Raw genomic sequence first — 25,008 nt, forward strand, 5'->3', positions numbered from 1 at the left:
AACACCGACATGATGGCAATGAGGAGACCGGAAATGATGAAAAAATTATACAGAATGGCTGTTTTATTCTTGCTCCTGTTAAGTGGCTGTAGCAGTAAAATCCCACTGGAGCATGTCTCGGAAGCTTCAACGAATCACCTCGAGGAAGCCAAAGAAGGCTGGCGGCTCGTTCTCCATCAGCATGTGAATGAATTTGGCAGGGTCGATTTTCAAGGTGTGGCAGGGGAGATTGCACAACTCGAAAAATGGCTCAGCTATGTTGCTGCCCATAGTCCCGATCAGTCTCCCCAGGCGGAACAATTCAACAGTAAAGAAAAACGATTAGGCTACTACATTGATGCTTATAACGCGCTCGCGATGTATGGCGTCCTGCGGTCTGGCGTTTTACCTGAAGACAAGATTCAGTTCTTCCTGCTCCGCAAGTATCAGGTTGGCAACGAGTGGATGTCTCTTTACGAACTTGAAAATGAACTGATTCGCAAAGAGCACGACTTACGAATTCATTTTGCGCTGAATTGTATGTCGGCAAGCTGTCCGCCGTTACAGCAAACAACCTGGGATGCAGACACGCTCGACGAAGCACTGGAACAAGCCACCACCGCTTTTATCAACGACCCGAAACAAGTCTGGATCGCTCACAAAACCCAAACTATCTGGGTTTCTGAGCTCTTTGATTTCTATCCGGAAGACTTTGGGCCCTTGATCCCGTTAATTAATCAGTACCGGCAAGAACCTGTCCCCACAGACTACAAGATTGCATTCATTCCGTATAACTGGGCTTTGATAAGTCAGTAATGGTCGCCCAATTCGCCGGGTGCTGAAATTGGGCAACCTATTCATGTCCTCATGTACGCAGTTATTGATAATCTGCGTACATCTCGTCCAAAGACTGGGATAAGCCGTCTTCCTGCACAATCCGAACATGGGAGCGGTTCAAACTGCGAATATTACTCACACCACAAGAGTGCGCAATCAGGCCAATTCCATAATGAATGTACTGATTATAATTTGCGACCCGTGCTGTTTTATCAGTCACATCAAGACCTTTCATCAGTTTCGGGTGGTGAGAGGTGATTCCGGTTGGACATGTTCCCTTATTACATTGCAGTGCCTGAATACATCCCAGAGATAACATGTGGCCGCGCGCCGACACTACGAAATCTGCACCCAACGCAATCGCCCAAGCCACTTTTGTCGGAACAATGAGCTTCCCGGAAGCAATCAGCCGTATACGGTCTCGCATTTGATGCTTTTCGAGTAAGCTGGCCACCAACGGTAAACTTTCCTTCAAAGGTAACCCCACTGAATCCATCAGGGGTTGTGGTGCAGCTCCTGTCCCGCCATCTGCACTATCAATGGTGATGAAGTCTGGTGCGGATGCCAATCCTCGTTTTTGAATCTCATTCACCAGATCCACGAGCCATCCGGCCGATCCAATCACTGCTTTAAAGCCTGTTGGTTTTCCCGTGATGTCCCGGACATGTGCGACCATATCCAGCAAATCTGCTGCGCTTTTAATTTCAGGATGGCCATTGGGACTGATCGAATCCTTGCCTTCAGGGATCCCTCGGATCGCCGCGATTTCGGGAGTCACCTTGTGGCCCGGTAACATCCCACCTTTGCCCGGCTTCGCGCCTTGAGACATCTTGATCTCAAACATTTTCACCTGCTCAATCGCCGCAATTTCTCTCAGCTTTTCATCGCTCAGCATCCCAGCGTCGTTACGGACCCCGTATTTCGCCGTGCCGATCTGAAAAACAAGATCTGCCCCACCTGCCCGGTGATATTCACTTAAACCGCCTTCCCCTGTATTCATCCAGCAACCCGCCTGCTTTGCGCCTTTTGACAAGGCCAAGACCGCATTTTTCGATAAAGCACCGAAGCTCATGCCAGAGATATTGAAGACTCGCTTGGCCAGATACGGATGTCGGCAAAATGGACCTAACACCAAAGGTTCGGGTTCAATGGCTTCTTCCTCTAATGTTGGAAAAGCACAGTTCATAAACATGATCGTTCCGGCGCTATCCAAGCTCTGCGTTGAACCAAAAGCCGTTGTTCTGTCTACATTTTTTGCTGCTTTATAAACCCAGCTACGCTCGGCTCGGTTAAAGGGCATCTCTTCTCGATCCATCGCAAAAAAATACTGTCTGAAAAACTCCCCCTGACGTTCAAAAAAATATCGAAAACGCCCGATAACCGGATAATTTTTGCGAATCGCATGCTTATTCTGTGTCACATCAGAGATGTAGAAAGCAATCAGCACAAACACAAATAAGCCAACTGCCAACAAAAACAAGCTTGCCATCACATCGATTGCACTGAAGAAAAAATCGCTCATTTGCTCACCCACGCCAAAGTTCCCTGCATTCAATTGAAAATAAAACCATCTGAATGCTGACCTGATTTCTACGCTCCGTCTTTCATCTAATCTGGAAGAAATTTGACGTGCTTATCCTCTCAGCCAAAGAAATTCAGACTTCTTTCAGGTGAAGGCCTCATTTGAGCGATGAGACAGTCGTAACGGCAGTCCATATGCTGGTCCAAACGATGTTTTCTGCACATCTTTCTGACTCAGGAATTCCTGGGTGAATCTGACGGATTGCGAAGTTCGCACGACAAAAAAAGCCCGCCAAATTGGCGGGCTTCTCAATACGCGTCTGACGTGACGTGAAATTATTTGCTGGACAGCTTCTCTTTGATACGAGCCGCTTTACCAGAACGCTCACGCAGGTAGTACAACTTGGCACGACGTACTGCACCACGACGCTTAACAGTAATGCTGTCAACGATTGGAGAGTGAGTTTGGAAAGCACGCTCAACGCCTTCACCGCTAGAAATCTTACGAACGGTGAATGCAGAGTGCAGACCACGGTTACGCTTAGCGATAACAACGCCTTCGAACGCCTGCAGACGCTCACGCTCACCCTCTTTTACCTTCACCTGAACTACAACAGTGTCACCTGGTGCGAATTCAGGCAGGTCTTTTTTCATTTGCTCTTGCTCAAGAGCTTTGATGATATTACTCATTGGTATATACCCTAGAATAAACTGATACTAAATTAACTCATGGTTTGCCGATATTCGCGGATAAACTCCGCCAGCAAACACTCCTGATCGTCAGTCAGAGCTAGGTTTTCCAGGAGCTCTGGTCTTCTCAGCCAGGTACGGCCCAGCGATTGTTTCAATCGCCAGCGGCTGATGTCCCGATGATTGCCAGACAACAGTACCGAAGGCACAGCCTGTCCGTCTAAAACTTCAGGACGTGTATAGTGCGGGCAATCCAGCAAGCCATTGGCAAAAGAATCTTCTTCCGCCGACGCAAAGTCACCCAGTACGCCCGGTACAAACCGCACCACTGCATCGACTAAGGTCATGGCTGGCAGTTCACCACCCGTGAGCACAAAATCGCCGATGGACCATTCTTCGTCCACCTCTTGCTGAATAATGCGCTCATCTACCCCTTCATAGCGACCACAGATCAGAATCAGATTCTGGTTCTGCGCCAGCTCCTCAACGCCCGCTTGATCCAGCTTACGACCCTGAGGGGAGAGATAAATCACCTTCGCCTGGCCTTCTACGGACTGCTTTGCTGCATGAATGGCATCGCGCAAAGGCTGTACCATCATCAACATGCCCGGTCCGCCACCATATGGGCGGTCATCGACCGTCCGGTGCTTATCGTGTGTAAAGTCGCGGGGATTCCACGTCTCTACTGACACAAGGCCTTTTTTTACCGCCTGACCTGTTACCCCAAACTCAGTAATCGCTCGGAACATTTCAGGGAATAGGCTGATAATCCCTACTCGCATGAATATCTCGCTTTTACCGGAGGTTAAAACCCAGGATCCCAGTCAACTTCGATCCGTTGAGCAGTGCGATCAATCGACTTGATGACCTGCTCATCGAGGAACGGAATTAAACGTTCCTTCTGTCCAAAAGCATCTTTCAGGTTGGCTTTCACCACTAGAACGTCGTTCGAACCGGTTTCAAGGATGTCAGTGACTTTCCCAAGGTCGTAACCTTGCGTCGTCATCACCGTCATACCCATCAGTTCGCGCCAGTAGAATTCTTCATCTGACAGCGCCGGTAGTTGATCAGCCAGCACATTGACCTCTGCGTTGGTCAGCATCTGGGCATCTTCGCGGATGTCCAGGCCTTCCAATTTGGCAACGAGCCCCTGACCATGACGTTTCCATGCTTCCACACGGATGGGTTGCCATTCACCCCGAATCTTAATCAGCCATGGCTGATAAGAAAAAATGCTCTCGGCTTGTTCTGTGTAGGAAAAAACTTTGAGCCACCCTTTGATACCGTAAGTGGCACCGATTTTACCGACGACAATGTGGTCTTGGCTGTGTGAACTCATCGCTTCTCTGCTACCCATTGACTAATCTTAAGCAGCTGCTTTCGCAGCGTCTTTGATCAGTTTCGCTGCGCGGTCAGACACAGTTGCGCCTTGACCAACCCAGTGATTTACACGGTCCAGGTCCAGACGCAGACGCTCTTCCTGACCAGTTGCCAGTGGGTTGAAGAAACCTACACGCTCGATGTTACGACCGTCGCGCGCAGCGCGGCTGTCAGCAACAACGATGTGATAAAATGGACGCTTTTTCGCGCCGTGACGTGCCAAACGAATGGTTACCATATCGTCCTCTTTGCATTACTGTAAATAAAATTGGCCCCGCCATAAAAAACGGGGCCCGTGCCAAATAAAGCCTCGGAATTTTACTCTTTCAACTCGTGAATGCAACTGCTTTAGCTACTTTTTCACCAGTAAAATCTTTCACCAAGACTAAAAAACAAGCAATTGAAGCAATTAGCGTCCAGGGAACATGCCGCCACCCGGCATCATCCCTTTCATCTGGCGCATCATATTCTTCATGCCGCCCTTCTGCATCTTCTTCATCATTTTCTGCATCTGGGTAAACTGCTTCAGCAGTCGGTTCACATCCTGCACCTGCGTACCGGAACCAGCAGCAATCCGCTTCTTACGTGAACCCTTGATCAGTTCAGGGCGCTCACGCTCTTTTGCCGTCATGGAATTAATGATGGCTTCCATCTGAACAAAGACCTTGTCATCCACCTGATCTTTAACATTGCCTGGCAATTGGGACATGCCCGGCAATTTGTCCAGCATGCCCATCATGCCGCCCATATCTTTCATCTGTTGCAGCTGGCCACGGAAGTCTTCCAGATCAAAGCCTTTCTTCTCTTTGAACTTCTTCGCCAGCTTTTCTGCTTTTTCTTTGTCGACGTTGCGTTCCAGATCTTCAATCAGGGACAGCACATCCCCCATGCCCAGAATCCGGGAAGCAACACGATCCGGATAAAACGGCTCCAGCGCATCGGTTTTCTCACCCACACCCAGAAACTTAATCGGTTTACCGGTAATATGACGCACCGACAGTGCCGCACCACCCCGGGCATCACCATCGACTTTTGTCAGTATCACACCGGTCAGAGGCAGCGTATCGTTGAAAGCTTTCGCGGTGTTTGCCGCATCCTGACCTGTCATCGCGTCGACAACAAACAGGGTTTCAACCGGATTCGCGATCTGATGGACTTCCTTGATTTCATCCATCATTTCATCATCGACATGCAGACGACCTGCGGTATCGACAATCACCACGTCATAGAATTTACGCTTCCCGTGTTCAATCGCAGCTTGCGCAATCGCAACCGGCTTCTGATCCGGTGTCGACGGGAAGAAATCAATTCCGATATCCGTCGCCAGGGTTTCCAGCTGCTTGATCGCCGCCGGGCGATAAACGTCTGCCGAAACCACCAGCACTTTCTTTTTATTCCGCTCTTTCAGCAATTTACCCAGCTTACCGACACTGGTCGTTTTACCGGCACCCTGCAGACCGGCCATCAGAATCACCGCAGGGGGCTGACTGGCAAGATCCAGCGCTTCGTTCGATTCGCCCATGACAGCTTCGAGCTCTGCCTGAACAATCTTGATAAATTCCTGACCCGGCGTCAGGCTCTTGGACACTTCTGTTCCGACAGCCCGCTCTTTAACCCGCTTGACGAAATCACGGACAACCGGCAAGGCGACATCCGCCTCCAGCAATGCCATGCGCACTTCGCGCAGGGTGTCTTTGATGTTGTCCTCGGTCAGACGGCCACGGCCGCTGATATTTTTCAGCGTTGACGATAAACGCTCGGTTAAATTGTCAAACATGTGTGACTCGCTCGTTACGCACTCATTTCGGGCCAGTATACCGCATTCGGTTACCGGGTTTCATGCCATACCTGCAAGCTAACTCAGAAAACTGCAGATTTCCTCCCTGATTTTCGGCTTCAGCTCAACCTGAATTTCCACAAAAAGCGGGAATCTGGCCAGAAAGTGCGCTCTGTCCCACAGGATTGATCCGCCTGTATCATTGTCGTGTCATCCGTTGACAAGGTATACTCATCGGCTCAATGTCATGATCTTCAGGTGTTATGGAATTATTGATTGCCTTTTCTGCGGCTGGTTTTTATCTGCTGGCGCTGGCGTTTATCGTGCCCGGCTTGAGCCACCATAGTGGTATTCAATCCCGGCCCGTACTCCTCAGTGCCACGGCGGCGATCATACTTCATGTGATCTTTCTGAAAGATCTGATCTTAGGTGGTGTCGGTCAAAACCTGAGTATTCTCAATGTTGCCTCGCTGATCAGCCTGATTATCTCGGTGATCACCACAGTTGCCATGCTCAGAATGCGATTATGGTTTCTGCTGCCGGTGATCTACAGTTTTGCGGCCATTAATCTCGCGGCAGCAGCAATACTGCCGGGGGCATTTATCACCCATCTGGAGTCGCACCCTCAGGTACTGCTTCATATCTCGCTGGCCCTGTTTGCCTACTCGACCCTGATGATTGCAACACTCTATGCCATTCAGCTGGCATGGCTTGATTATAAGCTCAAGCACAAAAAGCTCGCCTTTAACCCCAATTTACCGCCACTGATGTCTGTTGAACGCCAGTTGTTCAAAATCATTCTGGTGGGACACGGGTTACTCACAATCACCCTCATCACCGGCTTCGTCTATTTGCAGGATATGTTCGCGCAGGGGAAAACCCATAAAGCGGTGCTTTCTCTTCTGGCTTGGTGCGTCTACAGCGTGATGATTTGGGGACACTATCGTCAGGGATGGCGTGGTAAAAAAGTCATCTGGTTTAGCCTGATTGGCGCATTCCTGCTGACGCTGGCTTATTTCGGCAGCCGTTTTGTCAAAGAAATCATTATCGGTCGCTGATGACAATCGAATAAAGCAGATCCATGCTTAAGCATGACAAACATCGACTGTTTCCGGGTCTATCCCAGAGAAATCTTGACACCCTGAACCAGATTCAGTACAGAGTACCAATCCACCGCGATACAAGGAACTAGTTTTTTGGACGATATATCCACGGGAGCCTTATTCTCCCTTCTGGTATTACTACTTCTGATTTCCGGATACTTCTCCGGCTCTGAAACCGGCATGATGTCGATCAACCGCTACAAACTCCGTCATCTGGCCAGCCAGGGGCACAAAGGGGCAAAGCGTGTTGAAAAGCTGCTGAACCGCCCCGACCGCCTGATTGGCCTAATCCTGATCGGCAATAACCTGGTGAATATTCTGGCTTCGGCCATCGCCACGATTCTCGGCATGCGGCTTTATGGTGATGTGGGTGTCGCTATCGCAACGGGTGCCCTGACCATGGCTGTGCTGGTTTTTGCAGAAGTGACGCCAAAAACGCTGGCCGCCCTGTACCCGGAAAAAGTCGCTTACAACAGCAGCATTTTACTGCGTGTACTGATGAAATTCCTGTATCCGCTGGTTTGGTTCGTCAATGGCATCACCAACGGATTCCTGCGCTTACTGGGCCTGCGTGTCGATAATATGAATGATGCCACCCTGAGTTCTGAAGAACTGCGTACCGTAGTCAATGAAGCCGGCAGCCTGATCCCACGTCGCCACCAGGACATGTTGCTGTCAATTCTGGATCTGGAAAATGTCACCGTGGAAGACATCATGGTACCGCGCAATGAAATTGTCGGGATCAACGTCAACGATGACTGGAAATCTATCGTCCGCCAGCTCAGCCACTCGTCACACGGCCGGATTGTATTGTATCGCGACAGTATCGATGAAGTGGTCGGTATGCTTCGAGTGCGCGAAGCATACCGACTGATGATGGATAAAAACGACTTCAGTAAAGAAAACCTGTTACGTGCCGCCGACAAAGTCTATTTCATTCCCGAAGGCACCCCCCTGAATATCCAGTTGCTGAAGTTCCAGCGTCGTAAAGAACGGATTGGATTGATAGTAGATGAATACGGTGACATTCAGGGTCTGATCACCCTGGAAGATATTCTGGAAGAAATCGTGGGCGAATTCACGACCTCGATCTCTCCTTCTCTGGCTGAAGAAATCACACCACAAAGTGATGGCAGTCTGCTCATCGAAGGCACCGCCAATATTCGGGAACTGAACAAGAGCCTGAACTGGGATTTACCGACCGATGGCCCGCGAACCCTCAATGGTCTGATTCTGGAGCACCTGGAAGATATTCCGGACAGCATCCTGAGTGTCTCAGTCTCGGGCTATCAGATGGAGATCGTCGAAATCTCGGACAACATGATCAAGCAGGTAAAAGTCCTGCCGACTCAGTTAAGAAAAACCGGCTGATTGAAGCCAAGTTCCGGATACCAAAAAGCCAGCGCATGTGAACTGACCCCCAATAGTTGGACACCAATTATTGGGGGTCTTTTATGTCCAAATATTGCCGCGAATTGAAGTGCGTCATTGCTAAGCAGTGCTTGAGTGGCGTGCCATCCGGTCTTTTATCCAAGCAACATTCCATCTCTTCTAGGCAAATAAGGTACTGGACTCAAGTCTTTGCTATTCACGGTACTGATTCATTTTTACCAACAGCTCATACATCAACGGCTGAAGCTAAGCTCCAAGCATTAAATTTAATGTGGACGAATGGCTGGTCTCTGACGCACACTAGTGCAGTCTTAAATCTCTCTACCCCTGGGATACTATCTGTTTGGCTCAAAAGATATAAAGAGCAAGGTATCAAAGGGCTTAAGCCTCACGCAATAGGAAGGCCACCCATGAAGCAGCAACCTCAACGTACGACCAAATCAGATGATGAAATGACGCTTGAGGAGCTAAAAGATGAGTTAGCCTACTTGAGAGCAGAGAATGCTGTCCTAAAAAAGTTGGAGGAGTTAGAGCAGGAAAAGCGCCGTCAAACAAAGAAAAAACGGCAATAGCTCTAACTCTAAGAAACACGCACTCCTTAAAAGACCTACTCCAAGCTCTCCAGCTTGCGAGAAGTGCATTCTATTACCAGATGCAAGCCAGTAAGCGACCTGATAGCTATGCGAATGAACGGGAGCTGATAACGTCAATTTATCATGAACATAAGGGACGATATGGCTATCGCCGCATTCACTTAGAGCTGAGAAAGCAAGGCATCATACTGAACCACAAGACCGTACAGCGGCTTATGGCTCAACTTGAACTGAAATCGATAGTCAGGCCGAAGAAATACCGCGCTTACCGAGGCGAGTCTGGAAAAGTTGCTCCTAATGTACTTGAAAGAGATTTTACGGCGACCAAGCCAGATGAGAAATGGGTAACTGACGTTACGGAGTTCAAAGTCAAAGAGCAGAGAGTTTACCTATCACCCGTGGTTGACTTGTTTACTCAAGAAGTCGTTGCTTATAAGGTTGATAAGAATGCACGCTTGTCGCTCGTTACTGACATGTTGACGGAAGCGATCTCGAAGCTAGCTCGAAACGCAAAGCCAATCATACATAGCGATCAAGGTTGGCAGTATCGTCACCGGACATACCAGCAGACAGTGGCTGCCAGAGGGTTAACGCAAAGTATGTCGAGAAAAGGTAACTGCTTAGACAACGCCATCGCTGAGAACTTCTTTGCCCTGCTCAAAACCGAGATGTACCATAACCAGCACTTTGAAGACGCAAATGATCTCATAGAGAAAATCCAAGAATATATTGAGTATTACAATACCAAACGCATCAAGGTGAAACTAAAAGGCCTGACACCGATAGAATATCGGAAGCAGGCCTTACAAGCCGTTTAACAGAAATGTCCAACTTTATGGGGTCACTTCAATGACGCTGGCTTTTTGTTTCGAGGGACAGTGATCAATCACGGATCACTTCACTTTCAGTTCCTGCAGCATGCTTTCCGGCAGAGCCAGTGCATCATTTTGATTCACATCGATGCCACGATCCAAAATCGCCTGAGCAATCTGCTTTGCTTCATCCAGCGAGTGCATGCTGAAAGTGCCGCACTGATATTCGTTCAGTTCAGGGATCTGCGACTGTGAAGCCACTTTCAGCACATCTTCCATCGCTGCACGCCAGCTGTGAGCCACTTGCTGCTCATCCGGTGCGCCAATCAGGCTCATGTAAAAACCAGTTCGGCATCCCATTGGAGACAGATCAATAATTTCTACCTGGTCAGAATTTAAGTGCGCCCGCATGAATCCGGCAAATAAGTGCTCCAGCGTATGAATGCCACGCTCAGACAGAATTTCCTGATTCGGGCGACAAAAGCGCAGGTCAAACACCGTGATGGTATCGCCTTTCGGGGTCTTCATGGTTTTGGCAACACGCACCGCGGGTGCATGCATCTTGGTATGGTCAACGGTAAAACTATCCAGTAATGGCATGGTGTCCTTCTCCTTTGCCTGTCGTGCTGATGGTGTCGCCCTGTTTGATCAGAACGGCCACCAGCTCCTGTTTGCTTCCAATTCCTGCCGGCACTGCTTTAACTGCCAGCCGTACGATTTCGCCTGTTGATCGACCTTGCGGGACACTTGTAACAAAGTCGGCTTTTGCCGATATGAGCCCCGCCGGTATCCACCTCGTCCTTCATGATAGGCCAGATACTGATTGTAAGCATCCCATTTGGAGATCCCAAGCTGACGCTGGGTTTCCGTGGTATACCAGCCGATAAACATCAGGGAGTCATCAAAGTCTGTCCGGGAGCTCCAGCCACCGGTCGCCTGCTGAAATTCACCCCAGGCCGGGTCCTGAGCCTGCGCATAACCGTAAGCGCTGCTGTTTCGAAACCAGGGGATAAAACCCAGAACGTATGGGCGAGGTGGCCGGGCGTCATGACGAAAAGCACTTTCCTGACGGACAAAAGCCATGGCAACCTGAATCGGTGTCCCCCACTGCTGTTCCATGGCGAGGGCATCCTCATACCAGTCAGGGTTTTCCCGGAAAATTTCACATAGATTCGATTGATTTTTGGGCGGCGGAGTCGCGCAACCTGTTGTTATCAAAGACAGGAATATCAACACTGGCCATTTCTTTCTCACCAGAGGCATTTTTTCACTCCCTGAGTTGGAACCAAAGTGAAAATGGCAGGTCAGATATTATGACTGGCAGTGCAAACTGTCGTCATCCCTGCGAAATTGTAATGATTGATTGGGCAGCAAGGTCGCTGCCCGTTTTTTTTATCTGCGTTTAAGCCTTCGAAAAAGCATTCACGTCCAGATCGGCAAAATAGTCTGCCAGGAACGCTTCGAATGACAGCTCGTCCGATTGCTCAATTTTTTCCTGACGTGCCACAGAAGCTTGGGTTTCCTGTTCAAACTCGGCCTGAGAATAACGACGGTACGCTTGCTCATTCAGCCACTGAGCGTGTTTGTCTGCCAGCGCCATCCCGAAGTTACGGATCCCTTCGTGTGCTTCAATCTCACGCAGTACCTGTGCAGACAGCGTCAGCTCAGGATTTTCCACCCAACCGGTTAGTGTAGCTAAGGTTTGCTGATACGCATCACCGCCATGCGCCTGATCCATCGCAACCGCCACTTGTTCAAGCTCGGTAAAGACGCGCAGCGCCCAGTCATGAAGCGACAAACGCTCACCCTGACAGCCAATCTGAAGCTGCAAATCAGGATCCCGGCCGTGCAGTACAACTTTTTTCCAGTTATCGCGCCAGCAGGCCAGTTCGGCATCGTCCATATTATCTGAAGGCGACAGGACTGCCCAGGTCAGAAATAAATCCAGAAAACGAACCTGGGTTTCTGTGACCCCAACTGGACTGAATGGATTCACATCCAGCGAGCGAACTTCAATATATTCAACACCACCACGGCACAACGCCTCGGAGGGTTTCTCGCCGCTCAAGGCCACACGCTTTGGCCGGATAGGCGCATAAAGTTCATTTTCAATCTGCAGCACATTGGTATTGAGCTGGCGTAACTCGCCATCCACTTTCACACCAATTTCAGCAAACTCTTCCGACGGGGTATGTATCGCTTTCTGCAGTCCATCCAGATATTGAGACAGACTGTTAAAACCTATTTTCAGAGCGCTTTGCGCGTGATTGGTATATCCCAGATCACTCAGACGCAATGCGGTCGACTGAGGTAAAAAGTAAGTGCCGCTACCGGTTTTGCTGAAATTCAGATGATCCGTATCCTGCTTCAGGAAAGAGCCACACAAGGCTGGAGAAGCCCCGAACAGATACGGGATCAGCCAGCCAAACCGGTAATAATTTCGGATCAGAGCAAAATAGGCATCAGACACAGAGGTCTGTCGTTCCTGTTCAGTCTGTTCGCCAAAGAGTTGCTGCCAAAAGGCATCCGGAAAAGAAAAGTTGAAATGCACGCCGGAGATAATCTGCATCACACTGCCATAACGGCGCTTCAGACCTTCCCGGTACAGTGTTTTCATCTGTCCGATATTGGACTGGCCGTACTGTGCCAGCTGAATGTCCGACTCATCCCCGACATAACAAGGCATAGACATCGGCCACAGCATTTCTTCACCCATCTGGGTGTAACTGAATTTATGGATATCAGACAATTGAGACAGTAAATCGTCAACATTTCTTGAAACCGGGGTAATAAATTCCAGCAGCGACTCAGCAAAGTCCGTCGTGACCCACTGATTGGTCAGGGCTGAACCTAAACCAGCAGGATGCGGTTGGGTTGATAATTTGCCTTGCGGGGTGATTCGTAACGCTTCCCGTTCCAGGCCGCGCCCGATTTGTGTCAGCGCTTGCGGGTCCGCTGACACCCTCTCTAACCTTTGCGAAAAATCCATCCGGTTCTTCTCAATTATCACTATCACAGGGGAGCTAGGGTAATCATTATTTTTGCTGATTACCATGATTATTGTTGATCTGGCAAAGGGTTTCCTGCCTGCTGACATCGCAACAATAAGAAAAGCCGACACACAAGGTATCGGCTTAGATAATCAACTGAATCCGGCCTGAACAGCCTTTAGATTATTCGGCTTTATTGCACAGGTTTCAACGGACGGACCGGTAAATCCAAGGTCTTCAATTGGGGCAATAATGACGCAGCATCACCCACGACAATGATCTGATAATCCGAGGGAACAAACCACTTCGCTGCAAGTGCGTTCAGGCGCTGGGAACTGATCGATGCCGTGATCTCATTTCGCTGTGAGACAAAGTCATCCGGCAGGTGATACGTCATGATCTGGCGGAGCAGATCACCTTTATCCCCCGGCGTTTCATAACTCAGCGCTTCCTGCTGACCCACAGCCAGACGCATAAACGCCAGCTCTTCTTTCGTCAGGCCATTCTGGCTGTATTCTTGCAGTTCTTTGCGCATTTCCTGAATCGACGGTAATGTGGCATCGGCCCGCACTTCGGCATAGAACACCGACAGTCCCACTTCTTTATTACCACTCTGATAACCGCCTGCACCGTAGGTATAGCCTTTGTCTTCCCGCAGATTCAGGTTGATCCGACTGTTAAAGTTTCCGGCCAGATTAAAATTCGCCAGTTGCAGTTCAAATTGCTCACCGGTTGCATCAAACGGCAAGGCACGACGAACAAAGCGAACAGTGCTCTGAGGCGCGCCCGGTTTATCCACCAGCCAGACAGTCGGCTGGTTTTCAGCAGGCAGCGCTGGTGTCACATAACTCGGTTCCGGAGCTCCCTGCCATTGTGCCAGAAATGCCAGATCTGATTTGAGCGTTGCCGGGGTGACTTCACCAATCACCGCCAACTGTGCACCATTCGGCGTGTAATAACGCTTGTAGAAGGCTTTCACATCGTCCAGTGTGATGCTCTGAATCGAAGCCGTGGTGCCTTCCGATGGACGACCAAAAATCGTTTTACCATAGAGCACTTCCCGGGTGGCCTGACTGGCAAGCCAGCTCGGACGCTGATGATCATACACCAGCCCTTCCAGTGCCTGCTGCTTGATCCGGGCAAAATCTTCTTCCGTGAAAGCTGGCTCGAATAAACGCTCCTGCAAAATCGCCAGAGTTTCCGGCAGATTTTCTTTCAGTGAAGCCACAGAAACCACAGTGCCGTACATCCCAGGGTTCCAGGAAATACTGCTGCCCAGCGTATCCAGACGAGACACCAAATCTTCTGATGAACTGCGCAGACTGTCTTCAGCCATCATGGCGGCGGTGAGTTCAGCCAGACCATCTTTTCCGGCCGGTTCATACCGTCGTCCGGCAGGCAGCACCAGTTGCAGTTCTACTGTCGGTGTTTCGTCATACGCGGTGCCCAGCACTTCAATGCCATTCGCCAACTGAAAGCGATATAACGCAGGAACGGTTGCTGTCACAGGTTCAGACGGCTGGGGCATCACAGAGCGGTCGAAGCTTTCTTGCTGCGGCTCGCGCAGATGCAAGGCTTTATCCGACAACGACTTGTGCTCCGGGATGATCCGAGGAGCTGGCTGGTAATTCGCTTTGGCGGCTGCCAGATCGGTACGACCTTTTGGCACTGTACTCAAAACGACTTTAGGCTTGTTTTCCACATAGCGCTGATATACCGCTTCAACATCGGCTGGCTGAACCTGACGCAGGTTATCCAGTTCTGTACTTAAACGATTCGGGTTACCGTAGAAGGTCTGATAGGCTGCGAGCTGCGCCACTTTGCCGTGCACACTTTGCAGTCCGAAGATCGCAGAGGCTTCTGCCATCCCTTTCATTTCATCCAGATCTTTTTGGTTCACACCGCGCTGTGCCAGACTGCTCAGCACTGTACTGACATCGTCATAGATCTGATCCAAACGTCCGCTCTGGTCACTCTGACCAATCGCATACACGTAGAGGGTACAGGCCAGCTCACCACAATCATGATAAGCACCAGCATCTACGACTTTGCCTGTTTTCACCAGCGACTGATACAAAATACTGTTCTTGCCGCCGCCAATCACTTTCGCCAGCATGTCCAGAGAAGCGTCATCTTTGGCCCCTTTATAAGAGGTTGGCCAGGCCATCATCAGCATCGGCTGACGGATATTATCTTCCAGCGTCAGGAAACGGTCACCGGGCAGTGTCACCGGCTGCTTAGGCGGGTTGACAACTTCTGGCCCGCGGGGAATATCCCCGAAATACTTTTCAACCCAGGCCAGGGTTTCTGCTTTATCCAGCTTTCCACCAATCGTCAGCGTGGCATTGTTCGGACCATACCAGCGCAGGAAGAAAGCCTTCAGGTCGTTCACATCCACCCGATCTAAATCTTCCACATAGCCAATCGGCTGCCAGGAGTATGGATGCGTGCGCGGGAACAAGGCTTCGCCAATCCGTTCATGCACCAGACCATAAGGGCTGTTTTCGTATCGCTGTGCCCGCTCGTTTTTGACCGTTGAGCGCTGAATTTCAAATTTGTGCTGCGACACAGCACTGAGCAGAAATCCCATTCGGTCTGATTCCAGCCACAGAACTTTTTCCAACTGGTTTGATGGGACGGTTTCAAAATAATTGGTCCGGTCGCGGTTGGTGGTGCCATTCATGCTCCCCCCCGCTTCCGTGATCAAACGGAAATGCTCCTGATCGCCCACATGCTTCGAGCCCTGAAACATCATATGCTCAAAGAAATGAGCAAAACCTGACTTACCCAGTTGCTCCCGGGCAGAGCCCACATGATAAGTCACATCAACATGAACCAGCGGATCAGAATCATCCTCATGCAGGATCACGGTCAATCCGTTATCCAGCACATACTTGCTGTATGGAATGACAACATCGTCGCCGGAATTTGAAACACGCTCTACGAAATGCACACCATCAGGTAAAGCCTGTGATGATTCGGGGGGCGTCTGACTACTGCATCCGCTCAGGATCAGCAACGCAAGGCTCAGAATCCGCTTTTGCACACTCGCCTTCCTTCTCTTTTGTTATTTGGGGAATGATCAATCAAAACAGTAGCGCTAAAAGCGCATACCGTGCCGTTTTTCCGGTCAGAATCATGACAGCACAGAGGCTGGCCCGCATCCGGAGCCAACCTGCTGCCAGGCATAAAGGATCACCGACAATCGGTACCCAGCTCAGCAGCAAACTCCAGTAACCATATTTTTGAATCCAACGAACGGCTTTAGTATGACCCTGATTTTCTTCAGAAGTTTTATCCGGCAGCCATCGTCCCATATAAAAGGTGACGAAACCACCCAGCGTATTTCCGGCAGTCGTCACGGCAACCAGCATCCAGACGGGTTCGGCAGGTTGGATCAATGCAGCCAGTAAACCGGCTTCTGAGCCGCCCGGCAACAAAGTGGCACTGAGCAGTCCGGAGAAAAATAATCCCCAGAGAATGGTCTCGCCGGACCAACTCCAGTCCATCCGTTAACCTTTCATCACGAGCACGATCTTCCCGCGGGTCCGCCCGGTTTCGATCTGGCGGTGCGCCTGTGCGCCGGCTTCTAGGTTGAAGTGTTCGGAAATATGCAGTTTCAGTTCGCCTTTTGCCATCATCGCCAGCATCAGATCATTTTGCGCAACTGAAGGAGAAACCAACATGCCCTGCGCATGTAGGCCTGCCATTTTGGCGCAAGCATTCACGGCTTCAGCCGTAATGGTCGGAACGGTGACGACACGACCTCCTGGCTTCACACATGCTTGTGCTTCAATACCAGCCTCGCCACCCACTAAATCAATCAGGACATCGACAGGCTTCATGCCTGTGTTCAGCGTCTGGGCACGGTAATCGATCGCTTCTGCGCCCAGCGCAGAGACAAACTCAAGATTATCTGCAGAACAGGTGGCCAGCACAACCGCGCCTTTCGCCTTCGCGAGTTGTACCGCCAGATGGCCGACACCGCCAGCACCCGCCAGGATCAGCACGCAATCGCCCGACTTCACCGAAGCCTTCTCCAACGCCTGCAGCGCCGTCTGTCCAGCCAGTGGTAACGCTGCAGCATGTGCCAGAGAGACAGTTTCAGGAACCGCAGATAAAGCATCCGCATCAGCCAGCACCTGTTCACTATAACATCCGCCTGCCAGCGGAAAGCCCACGAAACCGCACACATGCTGGCCGACTGTCCATTGAGTGACCTCCTCACCAACAGCCAGAATCACCCCAGCCATATCGTAGCCCGGCACCCAGGGAAGTTTGTCCTGATTCTGTTGCGCAGCCCAGCCCAGTCCGGCACGGGTTTTGGCATCAATCGGATTCACTCCGGCAAAAGACACCCCAACCAAGACTTGGCGCCCTTCAGGCACAGGGGTCACTGCCGATTGCAGTTGCAGGTTTTTTACATCGCCGAAAGCTGTGATGGCAAGCTGTTGACAGGTCATGCGTGGATTCCTTCTGATTCTGGTCTTGTTCCGTTGACCCAGGAAAGCGATAAGCACTCGCTCAACCTGCGGGTCAGAACCTTACGGGTTGCAAAGCTAGCCAAAACTACCGCTTTCTGACCCGAAATACCAGTGATGCCCGAGGGAAGCCTGAAAGATGAAAAGAAAAAACCCGGCGCGAGGCCGGGTTTTCAAAAGGTGGCGCGTCCGGGAGGATTCGAACCTCCGACCGCCTGGTTCGTAGCCAGGTACTCTATCCAGCTGAGCTACGGACGCGCAGATTGTGTTCGTGATGTGATCACGGTACGAAATGATGGCGCGCTCGGGAGGATTCGAACCTCCGACCGCCTGGTTCGTAGCCAGGTACTCTATCCAGCTGAGCTACGAGCGCGCAGAATCAGTTTTTTGAAGTAACAATCCATTGATACTTGGAAATAATGGCGCGTCCGGGAGGATTCGAACCTCCGACCGCCTGGTTCGTAGCCAGGTACTCTATCCAGCTGAGCTACGGACGCGCAGGCTTCGTGATGCGATCACGGTACGGAATGATGGCGCGCTCGGGAGGATTCGAACCTCCGACCGCCTGGTTCGTAGCCAGGTACTCTATCCAGCTGAGCTACGAGCGCGCAGAATCAGTTTTGAAGTAGCAGTCCATTGATACTTGGAAATAATGGCGCGTCCGGGAGGATTCGAACCTCCGACCGCCTGGTTCGTAGCCAGGTACTCTATCCAGCTGAGCTACGGACGCGCAGGGATCTCACACAATATCTAAAGGGACTCTAGCTATTGGAAGAATGGCGGTGAAGGAGGGATTCGAACCCTCGATACGGGATAAACCGTATACTCCCTTAGCAGGGGAGCGCCTTCAGCCTCTCGGCCACCTCACCACACAAATAATGGCGCGCTCGGGAGGATTCGAACCTCCGACCGCCTGGTTCGTAGCCAGGTACTCTATCCAGCTGAGCTACGAGCGCGCAGAATCTTGTGTTTTTGCAACGCTGCCGCATTGCAATCAAATTGTGGCGCGTCCGGGAGGATTCGAACCTCCGACCGCCTGGTTCGTAGCCAGGTACTCTATCCAGCTGAGCTACGGACGCGCAGATTGTTTCTTCAACTTTGGCTGATTTCAGCCAAACTTAAGAATGGCGGTGAAGGAGGGATTCGAACCCTCGATACGGGATAAACCGTATACTCCCTTAGCAGGGGAGCGCCTTCAGCCTCTCGGCCACCTCACCACACTGAATAATGGCGCGCTCGGGAGGATTCGAACCTCCGACCGCCTGGTTCGTAGCCAGGTACTCTATCCAGCTGAGCTACGAGCGCGCAGAAACAGTGAGTCAGCAGCACCACAGGAGCACTGCTTCAAAATTATGGCGCGTCCGGGAGGATTCGAACCTCCGACCGCCTGGTTCGTAGCCAGGTACTCTATCCAGCTGAGCTACGGACGCGCAATTGCAAGCGATATTTCTTTCAAAAAGAAATGGCGGTGAAGGAGGGATTCGAACCCTCGATACGGGATAAACCGTATACTCCCTTAGCAGGGGAGCGCCTTCAGCCTCTCGGCCACCTCACCGTCTTGCGGTCGCTCATATTACTGTCAGGCAAAAATAAGTCAAACACTTTATTGAGAAAAAGTGCCATTCCAGATGCACCTGGACACTTAATCGCCAAACCGCTAGCAAAAGCTCCCTGAAGCTTGTTTTTTCAATCCGAAAGGCTGGTTAGGTACCGGATCCCGGCACAGACAAAAAAGGCCAGCTTCACAGCCGACCTCTTTTGTAAAACAGAAATTAGTAGTTACCCGAGCTTTGCGATCCGGTATCTTTCTCTGCCTGTATACGCATGTAGATTTCTTCACGGTGAACAGACACTTCTTTCGGCGCATTGACACCGATGCGAACCTGATTTCCCTTCACGCCAAGCACGGTTACGGTTACTTCGTCACCGATCATTAGCGTCTCACCTACGCGACGAGTCAAAATTAGCATTCGATTGCTCCTTGAGTAATCTTACTTTTAATTAGTGTTTATCAGGCCATTTTCCATTTCTAGATGGCCCGGAGTTCATGGTCACTGCTCAAGAAACAGCGAGAAGTGGGCGATTATCCAGACTTTGACAATCAACCACAAACATTTTCTGCATCCGGCGTACCACAGCGATCCGTTCTGTTTTCATGGCAAGAACCACGCACAGACGGCTTACGGTTCGTTTTTACGCCTCAACTGCTTGTCATTGTAGCACTTTCTTAACCATTGATGTCGACTGTACCACAGCCGACATCAAACACTTAAGTGACCGTTGCCGCATTCAGTGATGATCAGCAGAAACGTCCGTCAGAGACGCTCACTGAGCCAAGGTGATACGCTTTCCAGTGCAGCAGGTAACGCGCTTGCATCCGAACCACCAGCCTGAGCCATGTCCGGACGACCGCCCCCTTTACCGCCAACCTGCTGAGCAACCATGTTCACCAGCTCGCCAGCCTTCACTTTCGACGTCATGTCCTTCGTGACACCGGCAATCAGGCCAACTTTACCCTCGCTGACGTTACCCAGAATCACAACACCACTTCCCATCTGGTTTTTCAGCTCGTCAACCATACCACGCAAGGCTTTGTTATCGGCACCATCAAGCTTGGCAATCAAGACCTTAGTCCCATTGATATCCTGAACCTGATTGATCAGTCCTGCACTTTCCTGCGCCGCCAGTTTATCTTTCAGCTGTTGGAGCTCTTTCTCCAGCTGCTTGTTCTGCGAAACCAGTGCGCTGACTTTACTGGTGATGGAAGCAGCGTCTGACTTCACCAGACCCGCCGTTTCTGCCAGCAGATTGTCTTGTGCATGCAGTGCCGCAATTGCACCTTCACCGGTGACGGCTTCAATCCGACGGATACCCGCTGCAATCCCGCCTTCAGAAACAATCTTGAACAAACCAATATCACCGGTCCGGCGAGCGTGAATGCCACCGCAGAGTTCGGTCGAGAATTCACCCATGGTCAGGACACGAACTTCATCGTCGTACTTCTCGCCAAACAGTGCCATTGCACCTTTCGCTTTGGCGGCTTCGATGTCCATGACATTGGTTTCAACGGCATGGTTCAGGCGAATCTGCTCATTCACAATGCGCTCAATTTTACGCAGTTGTTCCGGCTTCACCGATTCCAGATGCGAGAAGTCAAAACGCAGACTGTCTGGCTTCACCAGAGAGCCTTTCTGAGTGACATGTTCACCCAGTTCCTGACGCAATGCAGCGTGCAGCAGGTGGGTGGCGGAGTGGTTCAGGCTGATTGCCGCACGGCGCGCAGCATCCACCGCAGCAGATAAACGGTCCCCAACTTTCAGAGCCCCTTCGTTCAGCCCCCCTGGTGGCCAATCGCATCACCGAATTTTTGTGTGTCTTCAACCTGGAATGCAACACCGTTTGCCGTCAGCACACCAGTATCGCCACACTGACCGCCTGACTCGGCGTAAAACGGTGTGTGATCCAGAATGACCAGCGCTTTTTCACCCGCAGCGATGGCTTCAACCGCTTCACCGTCGCGGAACAGTGCGACCACCTGGCCTTCACCCTGAGTGCCGTCATACCCGCAGAACTCAGTTTCCGCATCCACTTTCACGCTGTCGTTGTAGTCAACACCGAACTGGCCAGCTTCACGGGCGCGCTGACGCTGGGCTTCCATGGCATTGTTGAAACCTTCTTCGTCAATGCTGAAACCACGCTCACGCGCCACATCGTTGGTCAGGTCTGCCGGGAAACCATAAGTGTCGTACAGTTTGAATACGGTCTCGCCGTCCAGCACCTTGCCATCCAGCGCATCCAATGCATCATTCAGAATTGCCATGCCGCGATCCAGCGTACGACCGAAGTTCTCTTCTTCGATCTTCAGCACCTTCTCGACCATCGCCTGCTGTTGCTTCAGCGCTTCTCCTGCGGTGCCCATGACTTCTGCCAGCGGACCCACCAGTTTGTAGAAGAATGCACCATTGGCACCCAGCTTATTGCCGTGCCGCACCGCACGACGGATGATCCGGCGCAGGACATAACCCCGGCCTTCGTTCGACGGCATCACGCCATCCACGATCAGATAGGCGCAGGAGCGGATATGGTCCGCAACCACACGCAGCGACTGGTTCGACAGGTCGTCGTAACCAATCACAGACGCCGCTTCTTTGATCAGCGTCTGGAAGATATCAATTTCATAGTTTGAGTGTACGTGCTGCAAAATCGCAGCCAGACGCTCAATCCCCATACCGGTATCAACGGATGGTTTTGGCAGTGGGTCCATTTGACCGTCCGCCTGACGGTTGAACTGCATGAAGACGATGTTCCAGATCTCGATGAAACGATCACCGTCTTCTTCCGGTGAACCCGGAGGACCACCCCAGATGTGATCACCGTGATCATAGAAGATTTCTGTACATGGACCACACGGACCTGTGTCACCCATCTGCCAGAAGTTATCAGATTCGAATGCCTTCCCGCCTTGCTTATCGCCAATGCGGATAATCCGGTCTTCAGGCAGGCCAATGACTTTGTGCCAAATATCAAAGGCTTCATCATCGGTCTGATAAACCGTGACCAACAGACGCTCTTTTGGCAGCTTCAAAACACCAGTCAGGAATTCCCAGCCATATTGAATCGCATCTTCTTTGAAGTAATCCCCGAAACTGAAGTTCCCCAGCATTTCAAAGAAAGTATGGTGACGTGCAGTAAAGCCAACATTTTCCAGGTCATTGTGCTTACCACCAGCACGTACACAGCGCTGTGCCGTGGTCGCTCGGGTGTAATTACGCTTTTCCAGACCCAGGAAGGTATCTTTAAACTGGTTCATCCCCGCATTCGTAAACAGCAGGGTCGGGTCATTGGCCGGAACCAGTGACGAACTGTCGACAATCTGGTGGCCTTTGCTTTCAAAAAACGTAAGAAACGCACGGCGAATCTCATCAGTGCTCATGTACATTTGAAAATCCTGAATAATGCTGTGTTAATCCCCCTGCCGGCAACTGCCATTCAGTTGTCTGAGCTCGAACCCAAATTCGGCCCAAATGCAGGTTTAATCAGACTAAGATAAAAGGTTTGCTGACTATTGTAAAACAACGCGGGTTTGACGGGAAATGTTCTGTGAACACAGGAGAAAAATCAGCCTTCGTATTCGTCATCAACCGATAAAGCATAGCGGATTTGTTCAAAGTCAAATCCGCGGGACTGCATGAAGCGCAGCCTGCGCGCTTTTTCTTTTGGCGTATCCATTGGTTGATTGCCAAATTTACGCTGCGCGACTGATTTTGCCTGTTCAAACCAGTCCACCTCAGCATCAGCCAATGCCTGCTTGATACACAGTTCGTGTACCCCTTTCATTTTCATTTCCTGCTGAATACGCAGCTTCCCCCAGCCTTTGGTAACACCATTCCGCACAGCCATGGCGGCATACCGGGCATCATCAAGCCATTGATAATCCTGACAGAAATCAATCGCTTCCTGAACATCCTGCTCGCTGTATCCGCGCATTTTCAGTTTCTGTTGCAGTTCCCGCTCTGCATGATCACGACGCGACAGATACCCGACCGCCGCTTCTTTTGCCGAAATTTTAGGTGGTTGTCGTCTCACGGATATCCCCTGTTTTCAGTTGTCCTGCATCTGTGTCATTTGTCCGTGGCTGAACGCCCCAAAACACAACGGGCACTGACGTTGGTGAAATCACCGCCGTACAGCGCCCGTTGTTTCAGTTCTGATCCTGTGCTGTTTTAAGCTCGATCAGCGGTCAGCTTAAAAAGCTTCGCCTTCCTGAGCATCAATCTTTTCTGCATCTGCACTCGCCAGCTCAGCATCTTCATCGCTCAGATTTGCAGGCGTCAGCAATTGCTCACGCAACAGCTTGTCAATGGTTTGTGCAATTTCCGGGTTCTCAGACAGGTACTTACAGGCATTCGCCTTACCCTGACCAATCTTGTCACCCTGATAGCTGTACCAGGCACCAGCTTTTTCAATCAGTTTTTGCTTCACGCCCAGGTCTATCAGCTCGCCATTGCGGTTGAAACCCTGTCCGTAAAGAATCTGCGTATCCGCTTGCTTAAACGGCGCTGCAATTTTGTTTTTCACAACTTTAATGCGGGTTTCGTTCCCCACCACTTCGTCGCCTTCTTTGATCGCGCCGGTACGGCGGATGTCCAGACGAACAGAAGCATAGAATTTCAGGGCGTTACCACCTGTTGTTGTTTCCGGGTTCCCAAACATCACACCAATCTTCATTCGGATCTGGTTGATGAAGATACACATACAGTTTGACTGTTTCAGGTTACCGGTCAGCTTACGCATCGCCTGAGAAAGCATCCGAGCTTGCAGACCCATGTGAGAGTCACCCATTTCGCCTTCGATTTCAGCTTTCGGGGTCAGGGCGGCAACGGAGTCGACAACAATCAGATCAACAGCACCAGAGCGTGCCAGCGCGTCACAGATTTCGAGTGCCTGCTCACCGGTATCCGGCTGAGAAACCAGCAGCTCATCGATGTTCACGCCCAGTTTCTTCGCATAAATCGGATCCAGTGCGTGCTCAGCATCGATGAAGGCACAGGTTTTGCCTTTACGCTGTGCTGCAGCAATGGTTTCCAGCGTCAGCGTGGTTTTACCTGAAGATTCCGGACCATAGATTTCTACGATACGACCCATTGGCAGGCCGCCAGCGCCCAGTGCGATATCCAGTGACAGAGAACCGGTTGAGATGGTTTCGATATCCATCGTACGGTTGTCACCCAGCTTCATGATGGAGCCTTTACCGAACTGCTTTTCGATCTGACCCAGGGCAGCGGCAAGAGCCTTCTGTTTGTTGTCGTCCATTCGACTCTCCAACGGATGCTAATTCAAGAATTCAATTTACGGGTTAGTATACTGTCTATTCATACAGTGTCTAGCACTGGATGCGATTTTTTTTCCGCTCCAGCCCGCTGACCGGAGCAGAGTGTGATCTTCACTGCATGGCCTGCAAGCGATCCAGAAAACCTTGCAAAGCGTACGCGACCGCCTGCTCACGAACGGCCTGCCTGTCCCCGTCAAACAAACAGGTCGTCGCATGCTGCCAGCCGGTTGTATCCGCCCAGGCAAAGCACACGGTGCCAACCGGCTTTTGCGGTGTGCCGCCATCCGGTCCGGCAATGCCACTGATCGCGACACTCATCTGAGCACGGGAATGAGCCAGTGCCCCCGCAGCCATTTCCAGCACGACGGGCTCGCTGACGGCACCATACTGTGCCAGTGTTGCCGCCTGAACCGCCAGCATTTCCTGCTTTGCCTCATTGCTGTAGGTCACAAATGCCCGGTCAAACCAGGCTGAGCTTCCGGCAATATCCGTGATGGCTGCGGAAACACCCCCGCCCGTACAGGATTCTGCTGTTGTGCCCAGCCATTGACGTGCAACCAAGGCTTTTCCCAGTTGGGCGGCGAGTAAGGTCTCTGCCATCTGCTTTCCTCCGTGCGCAGT

The 25,008-nt window shown here is 51.1% G+C and carries 21 protein-coding genes, 12 tRNA genes and 1 pseudogene; 5 read left to right on the plus strand and 29 right to left on the minus strand.

The window, feature by feature from the left end; translation table 11 throughout:
- The first annotated feature begins 33 nt into the window (after window positions 1-33).
- Entirely contained in the window at window positions 34-795 is a 762-nt protein-coding gene (locus tag KDD30_RS12705; protein WP_211646194.1) for a DUF547 domain-containing protein, read from the plus strand.
- Window positions 796-856: 61 nt separating this feature from the next.
- Here the strand turns inward: KDD30_RS12705 and KDD30_RS12710 are convergent, their stop codons facing one another.
- The 6 genes from KDD30_RS12710 to ffh form a co-directional block, all read right to left on the minus strand.
- The gene (locus KDD30_RS12710) at window positions 857-2,338 is read right to left on the minus strand and encodes an FMN-binding glutamate synthase family protein (RefSeq protein WP_211646195.1); all 1,482 of its coding nucleotides are present in this window, start codon (window positions 2,336-2,338) and stop codon (window positions 857-859) included.
- 335 nt (window positions 2,339-2,673) lie between these two features.
- On the minus strand, window positions 2,674-3,027 hold the full coding sequence (rplS, locus tag KDD30_RS12715; RefSeq protein WP_211646196.1) for a 50S ribosomal protein L19: 354 nt from the start codon (window positions 3,025-3,027) through the stop codon (window positions 2,674-2,676).
- Window positions 3,028-3,059: 32 nt separating this feature from the next.
- On the minus strand, window positions 3,060-3,809 hold the full coding sequence (gene trmD / locus KDD30_RS12720; protein ID WP_211646197.1) for a tRNA (guanosine(37)-N1)-methyltransferase TrmD: 750 nt from the start codon (window positions 3,807-3,809) through the stop codon (window positions 3,060-3,062).
- A 23-nt stretch (window positions 3,810-3,832) separates the two neighbouring features.
- Window positions 3,833-4,366, minus strand: a complete 534-nt coding sequence (gene rimM, locus KDD30_RS12725; RefSeq protein WP_211649930.1) for a ribosome maturation factor RimM — start codon at window positions 4,364-4,366, stop codon at window positions 3,833-3,835.
- Between the two features lie 27 nt (window positions 4,367-4,393).
- The gene (rpsP, locus tag KDD30_RS12730) at window positions 4,394-4,645 is read right to left on the minus strand and encodes a 30S ribosomal protein S16 (RefSeq protein WP_027253536.1); all 252 of its coding nucleotides are present in this window, start codon (window positions 4,643-4,645) and stop codon (window positions 4,394-4,396) included.
- Between the two features lie 171 nt (window positions 4,646-4,816).
- Window positions 4,817-6,184 carry a signal recognition particle protein gene (ffh, locus tag KDD30_RS12735; protein ID WP_211646198.1) on the minus strand — a complete coding sequence of 456 codons (1,368 nt, stop codon included), beginning with the start codon at window positions 6,182-6,184 and terminating at the stop codon, window positions 4,817-4,819.
- 263 nt (window positions 6,185-6,447) lie between these two features.
- On the opposite strand from ffh, the gene KDD30_RS12740 reads away from it, so the two are divergent.
- The 4 genes from KDD30_RS12740 (at window position 6,448) to KDD30_RS12755 (ending at window position 10,090) form a co-directional block, all read left to right on the plus strand.
- Window positions 6,448-7,242, plus strand: coding sequence for an inner membrane protein YpjD (locus KDD30_RS12740; RefSeq protein WP_211646199.1), 795 nt, complete (start codon window positions 6,448-6,450; stop codon window positions 7,240-7,242).
- A 138-nt stretch (window positions 7,243-7,380) separates the two neighbouring features.
- Window positions 7,381-8,658: an HlyC/CorC family transporter gene (locus tag KDD30_RS12745; RefSeq protein ID WP_211646200.1), complete on the plus strand. Its 1,278-nt coding sequence runs from the start codon at window positions 7,381-7,383 to the stop codon at window positions 8,656-8,658.
- A gap of 83 nt (window positions 8,659-8,741) precedes the next feature.
- Window positions 8,742-9,251 carry a helix-turn-helix domain-containing protein gene (locus tag KDD30_RS12750; protein WP_211645636.1) on the plus strand — a complete coding sequence of 170 codons (510 nt, stop codon included), beginning with the start codon at window positions 8,742-8,744 and terminating at the stop codon, window positions 9,249-9,251.
- Window positions 9,248-10,090 (plus strand): IS3 family transposase, encoded by an 843-nt coding sequence (locus KDD30_RS12755; protein ID WP_211649390.1) that lies wholly within the window; start codon window positions 9,248-9,250, stop codon window positions 10,088-10,090. Before KDD30_RS12750 ends, KDD30_RS12755 begins: the two co-directional genes overlap by 4 nt.
- A 75-nt stretch (window positions 10,091-10,165) precedes the next feature.
- Here KDD30_RS12755 and luxS read toward each other — a convergent pair whose 3' ends face one another.
- The 23 genes and pseudogenes from luxS to pncC all read right to left on the minus strand — a co-directional run bounded on the left by luxS (window position 10,166) and on the right by pncC (window position 24,987).
- Window positions 10,166-10,684, minus strand: a complete 519-nt coding sequence (gene luxS / locus KDD30_RS12760) for an S-ribosylhomocysteine lyase (RefSeq protein WP_211646201.1) — start codon at window positions 10,682-10,684, stop codon at window positions 10,166-10,168.
- A 48-nt stretch (window positions 10,685-10,732) separates the two neighbouring features.
- Entirely contained in the window at window positions 10,733-11,347 is a 615-nt protein-coding gene (locus tag KDD30_RS12765) for a hypothetical protein (protein ID WP_211646202.1), read from the minus strand.
- A gap of 139 nt (window positions 11,348-11,486) precedes the next feature.
- Window positions 11,487-13,073 (minus strand): glutamate--cysteine ligase, encoded by a 1,587-nt coding sequence (gshA, locus tag KDD30_RS12770; RefSeq protein WP_211646203.1) that lies wholly within the window; start codon window positions 13,071-13,073, stop codon window positions 11,487-11,489.
- A 194-nt stretch (window positions 13,074-13,267) separates the two neighbouring features.
- Complete coding sequence (locus tag KDD30_RS12775) at window positions 13,268-16,120, minus strand: pitrilysin family protein (RefSeq protein ID WP_211646204.1); 2,853 nt, start codon at window positions 16,118-16,120, stop codon at window positions 13,268-13,270.
- A gap of 40 nt (window positions 16,121-16,160) precedes the next feature.
- Window positions 16,161-16,583: a YqaA family protein gene (locus KDD30_RS12780; protein WP_211646205.1), complete on the minus strand. Its 423-nt coding sequence runs from the start codon at window positions 16,581-16,583 to the stop codon at window positions 16,161-16,163.
- Window positions 16,584-16,586: 3 nt separating this feature from the next.
- On the minus strand, window positions 16,587-17,537 hold the full coding sequence (locus KDD30_RS12785) for an NADP-dependent oxidoreductase (RefSeq protein ID WP_211646206.1): 951 nt from the start codon (window positions 17,535-17,537) through the stop codon (window positions 16,587-16,589).
- A 199-nt stretch (window positions 17,538-17,736) separates the two neighbouring features.
- Window positions 17,737-17,813: transfer RNA gene (locus KDD30_RS12790), tRNA-Arg, on the minus strand.
- Between the two features lie 38 nt (window positions 17,814-17,851).
- Window positions 17,852-17,928 (minus strand) — tRNA-Arg (locus KDD30_RS12795).
- A 47-nt stretch (window positions 17,929-17,975) separates the two neighbouring features.
- Window positions 17,976-18,052: transfer RNA gene (locus KDD30_RS12800), tRNA-Arg, on the minus strand.
- A gap of 34 nt (window positions 18,053-18,086) precedes the next feature.
- A tRNA-Arg gene (locus KDD30_RS12805) sits at window positions 18,087-18,163 on the minus strand.
- Window positions 18,164-18,208: 45 nt separating this feature from the next.
- Window positions 18,209-18,285 (minus strand) — tRNA-Arg (locus KDD30_RS12810).
- A gap of 47 nt (window positions 18,286-18,332) precedes the next feature.
- Window positions 18,333-18,424: transfer RNA gene (locus KDD30_RS12815), tRNA-Ser, on the minus strand.
- Between the two features lie 10 nt (window positions 18,425-18,434).
- A tRNA-Arg gene (locus tag KDD30_RS12820) sits at window positions 18,435-18,511 on the minus strand.
- Between the two features lie 46 nt (window positions 18,512-18,557).
- A tRNA-Arg gene (locus KDD30_RS12825) sits at window positions 18,558-18,634 on the minus strand.
- A 46-nt stretch (window positions 18,635-18,680) separates the two neighbouring features.
- Window positions 18,681-18,772, minus strand: a tRNA-Ser gene (locus KDD30_RS12830).
- 11 nt (window positions 18,773-18,783) lie between these two features.
- A tRNA-Arg gene (locus KDD30_RS12835) sits at window positions 18,784-18,860 on the minus strand.
- A 48-nt stretch (window positions 18,861-18,908) separates the two neighbouring features.
- Window positions 18,909-18,985: transfer RNA gene (locus KDD30_RS12840), tRNA-Arg, on the minus strand.
- A 33-nt stretch (window positions 18,986-19,018) separates the two neighbouring features.
- Window positions 19,019-19,110 (minus strand) — tRNA-Ser (locus KDD30_RS12845).
- 217 nt (window positions 19,111-19,327) lie between these two features.
- The gene (csrA, locus tag KDD30_RS12850; RefSeq protein ID WP_211646207.1) at window positions 19,328-19,525 is read right to left on the minus strand and encodes a carbon storage regulator CsrA; all 198 of its coding nucleotides are present in this window, start codon (window positions 19,523-19,525) and stop codon (window positions 19,328-19,330) included.
- A gap of 345 nt (window positions 19,526-19,870) precedes the next feature.
- A pseudogene (alaS, locus tag KDD30_RS12855) lies at window positions 19,871-22,494 on the minus strand (alanine--tRNA ligase).
- A gap of 179 nt (window positions 22,495-22,673) precedes the next feature.
- Complete coding sequence (gene recX / locus KDD30_RS12860) at window positions 22,674-23,141, minus strand: recombination regulator RecX (RefSeq protein ID WP_249199141.1); 468 nt, start codon at window positions 23,139-23,141, stop codon at window positions 22,674-22,676.
- Window positions 23,142-23,300: 159 nt separating this feature from the next.
- A complete protein-coding gene (gene recA, locus KDD30_RS12865) occupies window positions 23,301-24,368 on the minus strand; it encodes a recombinase RecA (protein WP_211646208.1) in 1,068 nt (355 codons plus the stop codon).
- Between the two features lie 130 nt (window positions 24,369-24,498).
- Complete coding sequence (pncC, locus tag KDD30_RS12870; protein WP_211649935.1) at window positions 24,499-24,987, minus strand: nicotinamide-nucleotide amidase; 489 nt, start codon at window positions 24,985-24,987, stop codon at window positions 24,499-24,501.
- Between the last annotated feature and the right edge of the window lie 21 nt (window positions 24,988-25,008).

The sequence above is a fragment of the Photobacterium sp. GJ3 genome (assembly GCF_018199995.1).
GTDB lineage: Bacteria > Pseudomonadota > Gammaproteobacteria > Enterobacterales > Vibrionaceae > Photobacterium.

Bases quoted from the DNA above. Each gene is read 5' to 3' on its own strand.
- pncC (WP_211649935.1), bottom strand. From the start codon at position 24,987: ATGGCAGAGACCTTACTCGCCGCCCAACTGGGAAAAGCCTTGGTTGCA.
- KDD30_RS12785 (WP_211646206.1), bottom strand. From the start codon at position 17,537: ATGACCTGTCAACAGCTTGCCATCACAGCTTTCGGCGATGTAAAAAAC.
- rplS (WP_211646196.1), bottom strand. From the start codon at position 3,027: ATGAGTAATATCATCAAAGCTCTTGAGCAAGAGCAAATGAAAAAAGAC.
- KDD30_RS12750 (WP_211645636.1), top strand. From the start codon at position 8,742: ATGTCCAAATATTGCCGCGAATTGAAGTGCGTCATTGCTAAGCAGTGC.
- KDD30_RS12765 (WP_211646202.1), bottom strand. From the start codon at position 11,347: ATGCCTCTGGTGAGAAAGAAATGGCCAGTGTTGATATTCCTGTCTTTG.
- KDD30_RS12780 (WP_211646205.1), bottom strand. From the start codon at position 16,583: ATGGACTGGAGTTGGTCCGGCGAGACCATTCTCTGGGGATTATTTTTC.
- recA (WP_211646208.1), bottom strand. From the start codon at position 24,368: ATGGACGACAACAAACAGAAGGCTCTTGCCGCTGCCCTGGGTCAGATC.
- trmD (WP_211646197.1), bottom strand. From the start codon at position 3,809: ATGCGAGTAGGGATTATCAGCCTATTCCCTGAAATGTTCCGAGCGATT.
- gshA (WP_211646203.1), bottom strand. From the start codon at position 13,073: ATGGATTTTTCGCAAAGGTTAGAGAGGGTGTCAGCGGACCCGCAAGCG.
- csrA (WP_211646207.1), bottom strand. From the start codon at position 19,525: ATGCTAATTTTGACTCGTCGCGTAGGTGAGACGCTAATGATCGGTGAC.
- KDD30_RS12710 (WP_211646195.1), bottom strand. From the start codon at position 2,338: ATGAGCGATTTTTTCTTCAGTGCAATCGATGTGATGGCAAGCTTGTTT.
- rpsP (WP_027253536.1), bottom strand. From the start codon at position 4,645: ATGGTAACCATTCGTTTGGCACGTCACGGCGCGAAAAAGCGTCCATTT.
- KDD30_RS12740 (WP_211646199.1), top strand. From the start codon at position 6,448: ATGGAATTATTGATTGCCTTTTCTGCGGCTGGTTTTTATCTGCTGGCG.
- KDD30_RS12705 (WP_211646194.1), top strand. From the start codon at position 34: ATGATGAAAAAATTATACAGAATGGCTGTTTTATTCTTGCTCCTGTTA.
- rimM (WP_211649930.1), bottom strand. From the start codon at position 4,366: ATGAGTTCACACAGCCAAGACCACATTGTCGTCGGTAAAATCGGTGCC.
- ffh (WP_211646198.1), bottom strand. From the start codon at position 6,184: ATGTTTGACAATTTAACCGAGCGTTTATCGTCAACGCTGAAAAATATC.
- luxS (WP_211646201.1), bottom strand. From the start codon at position 10,684: ATGCCATTACTGGATAGTTTTACCGTTGACCATACCAAGATGCATGCA.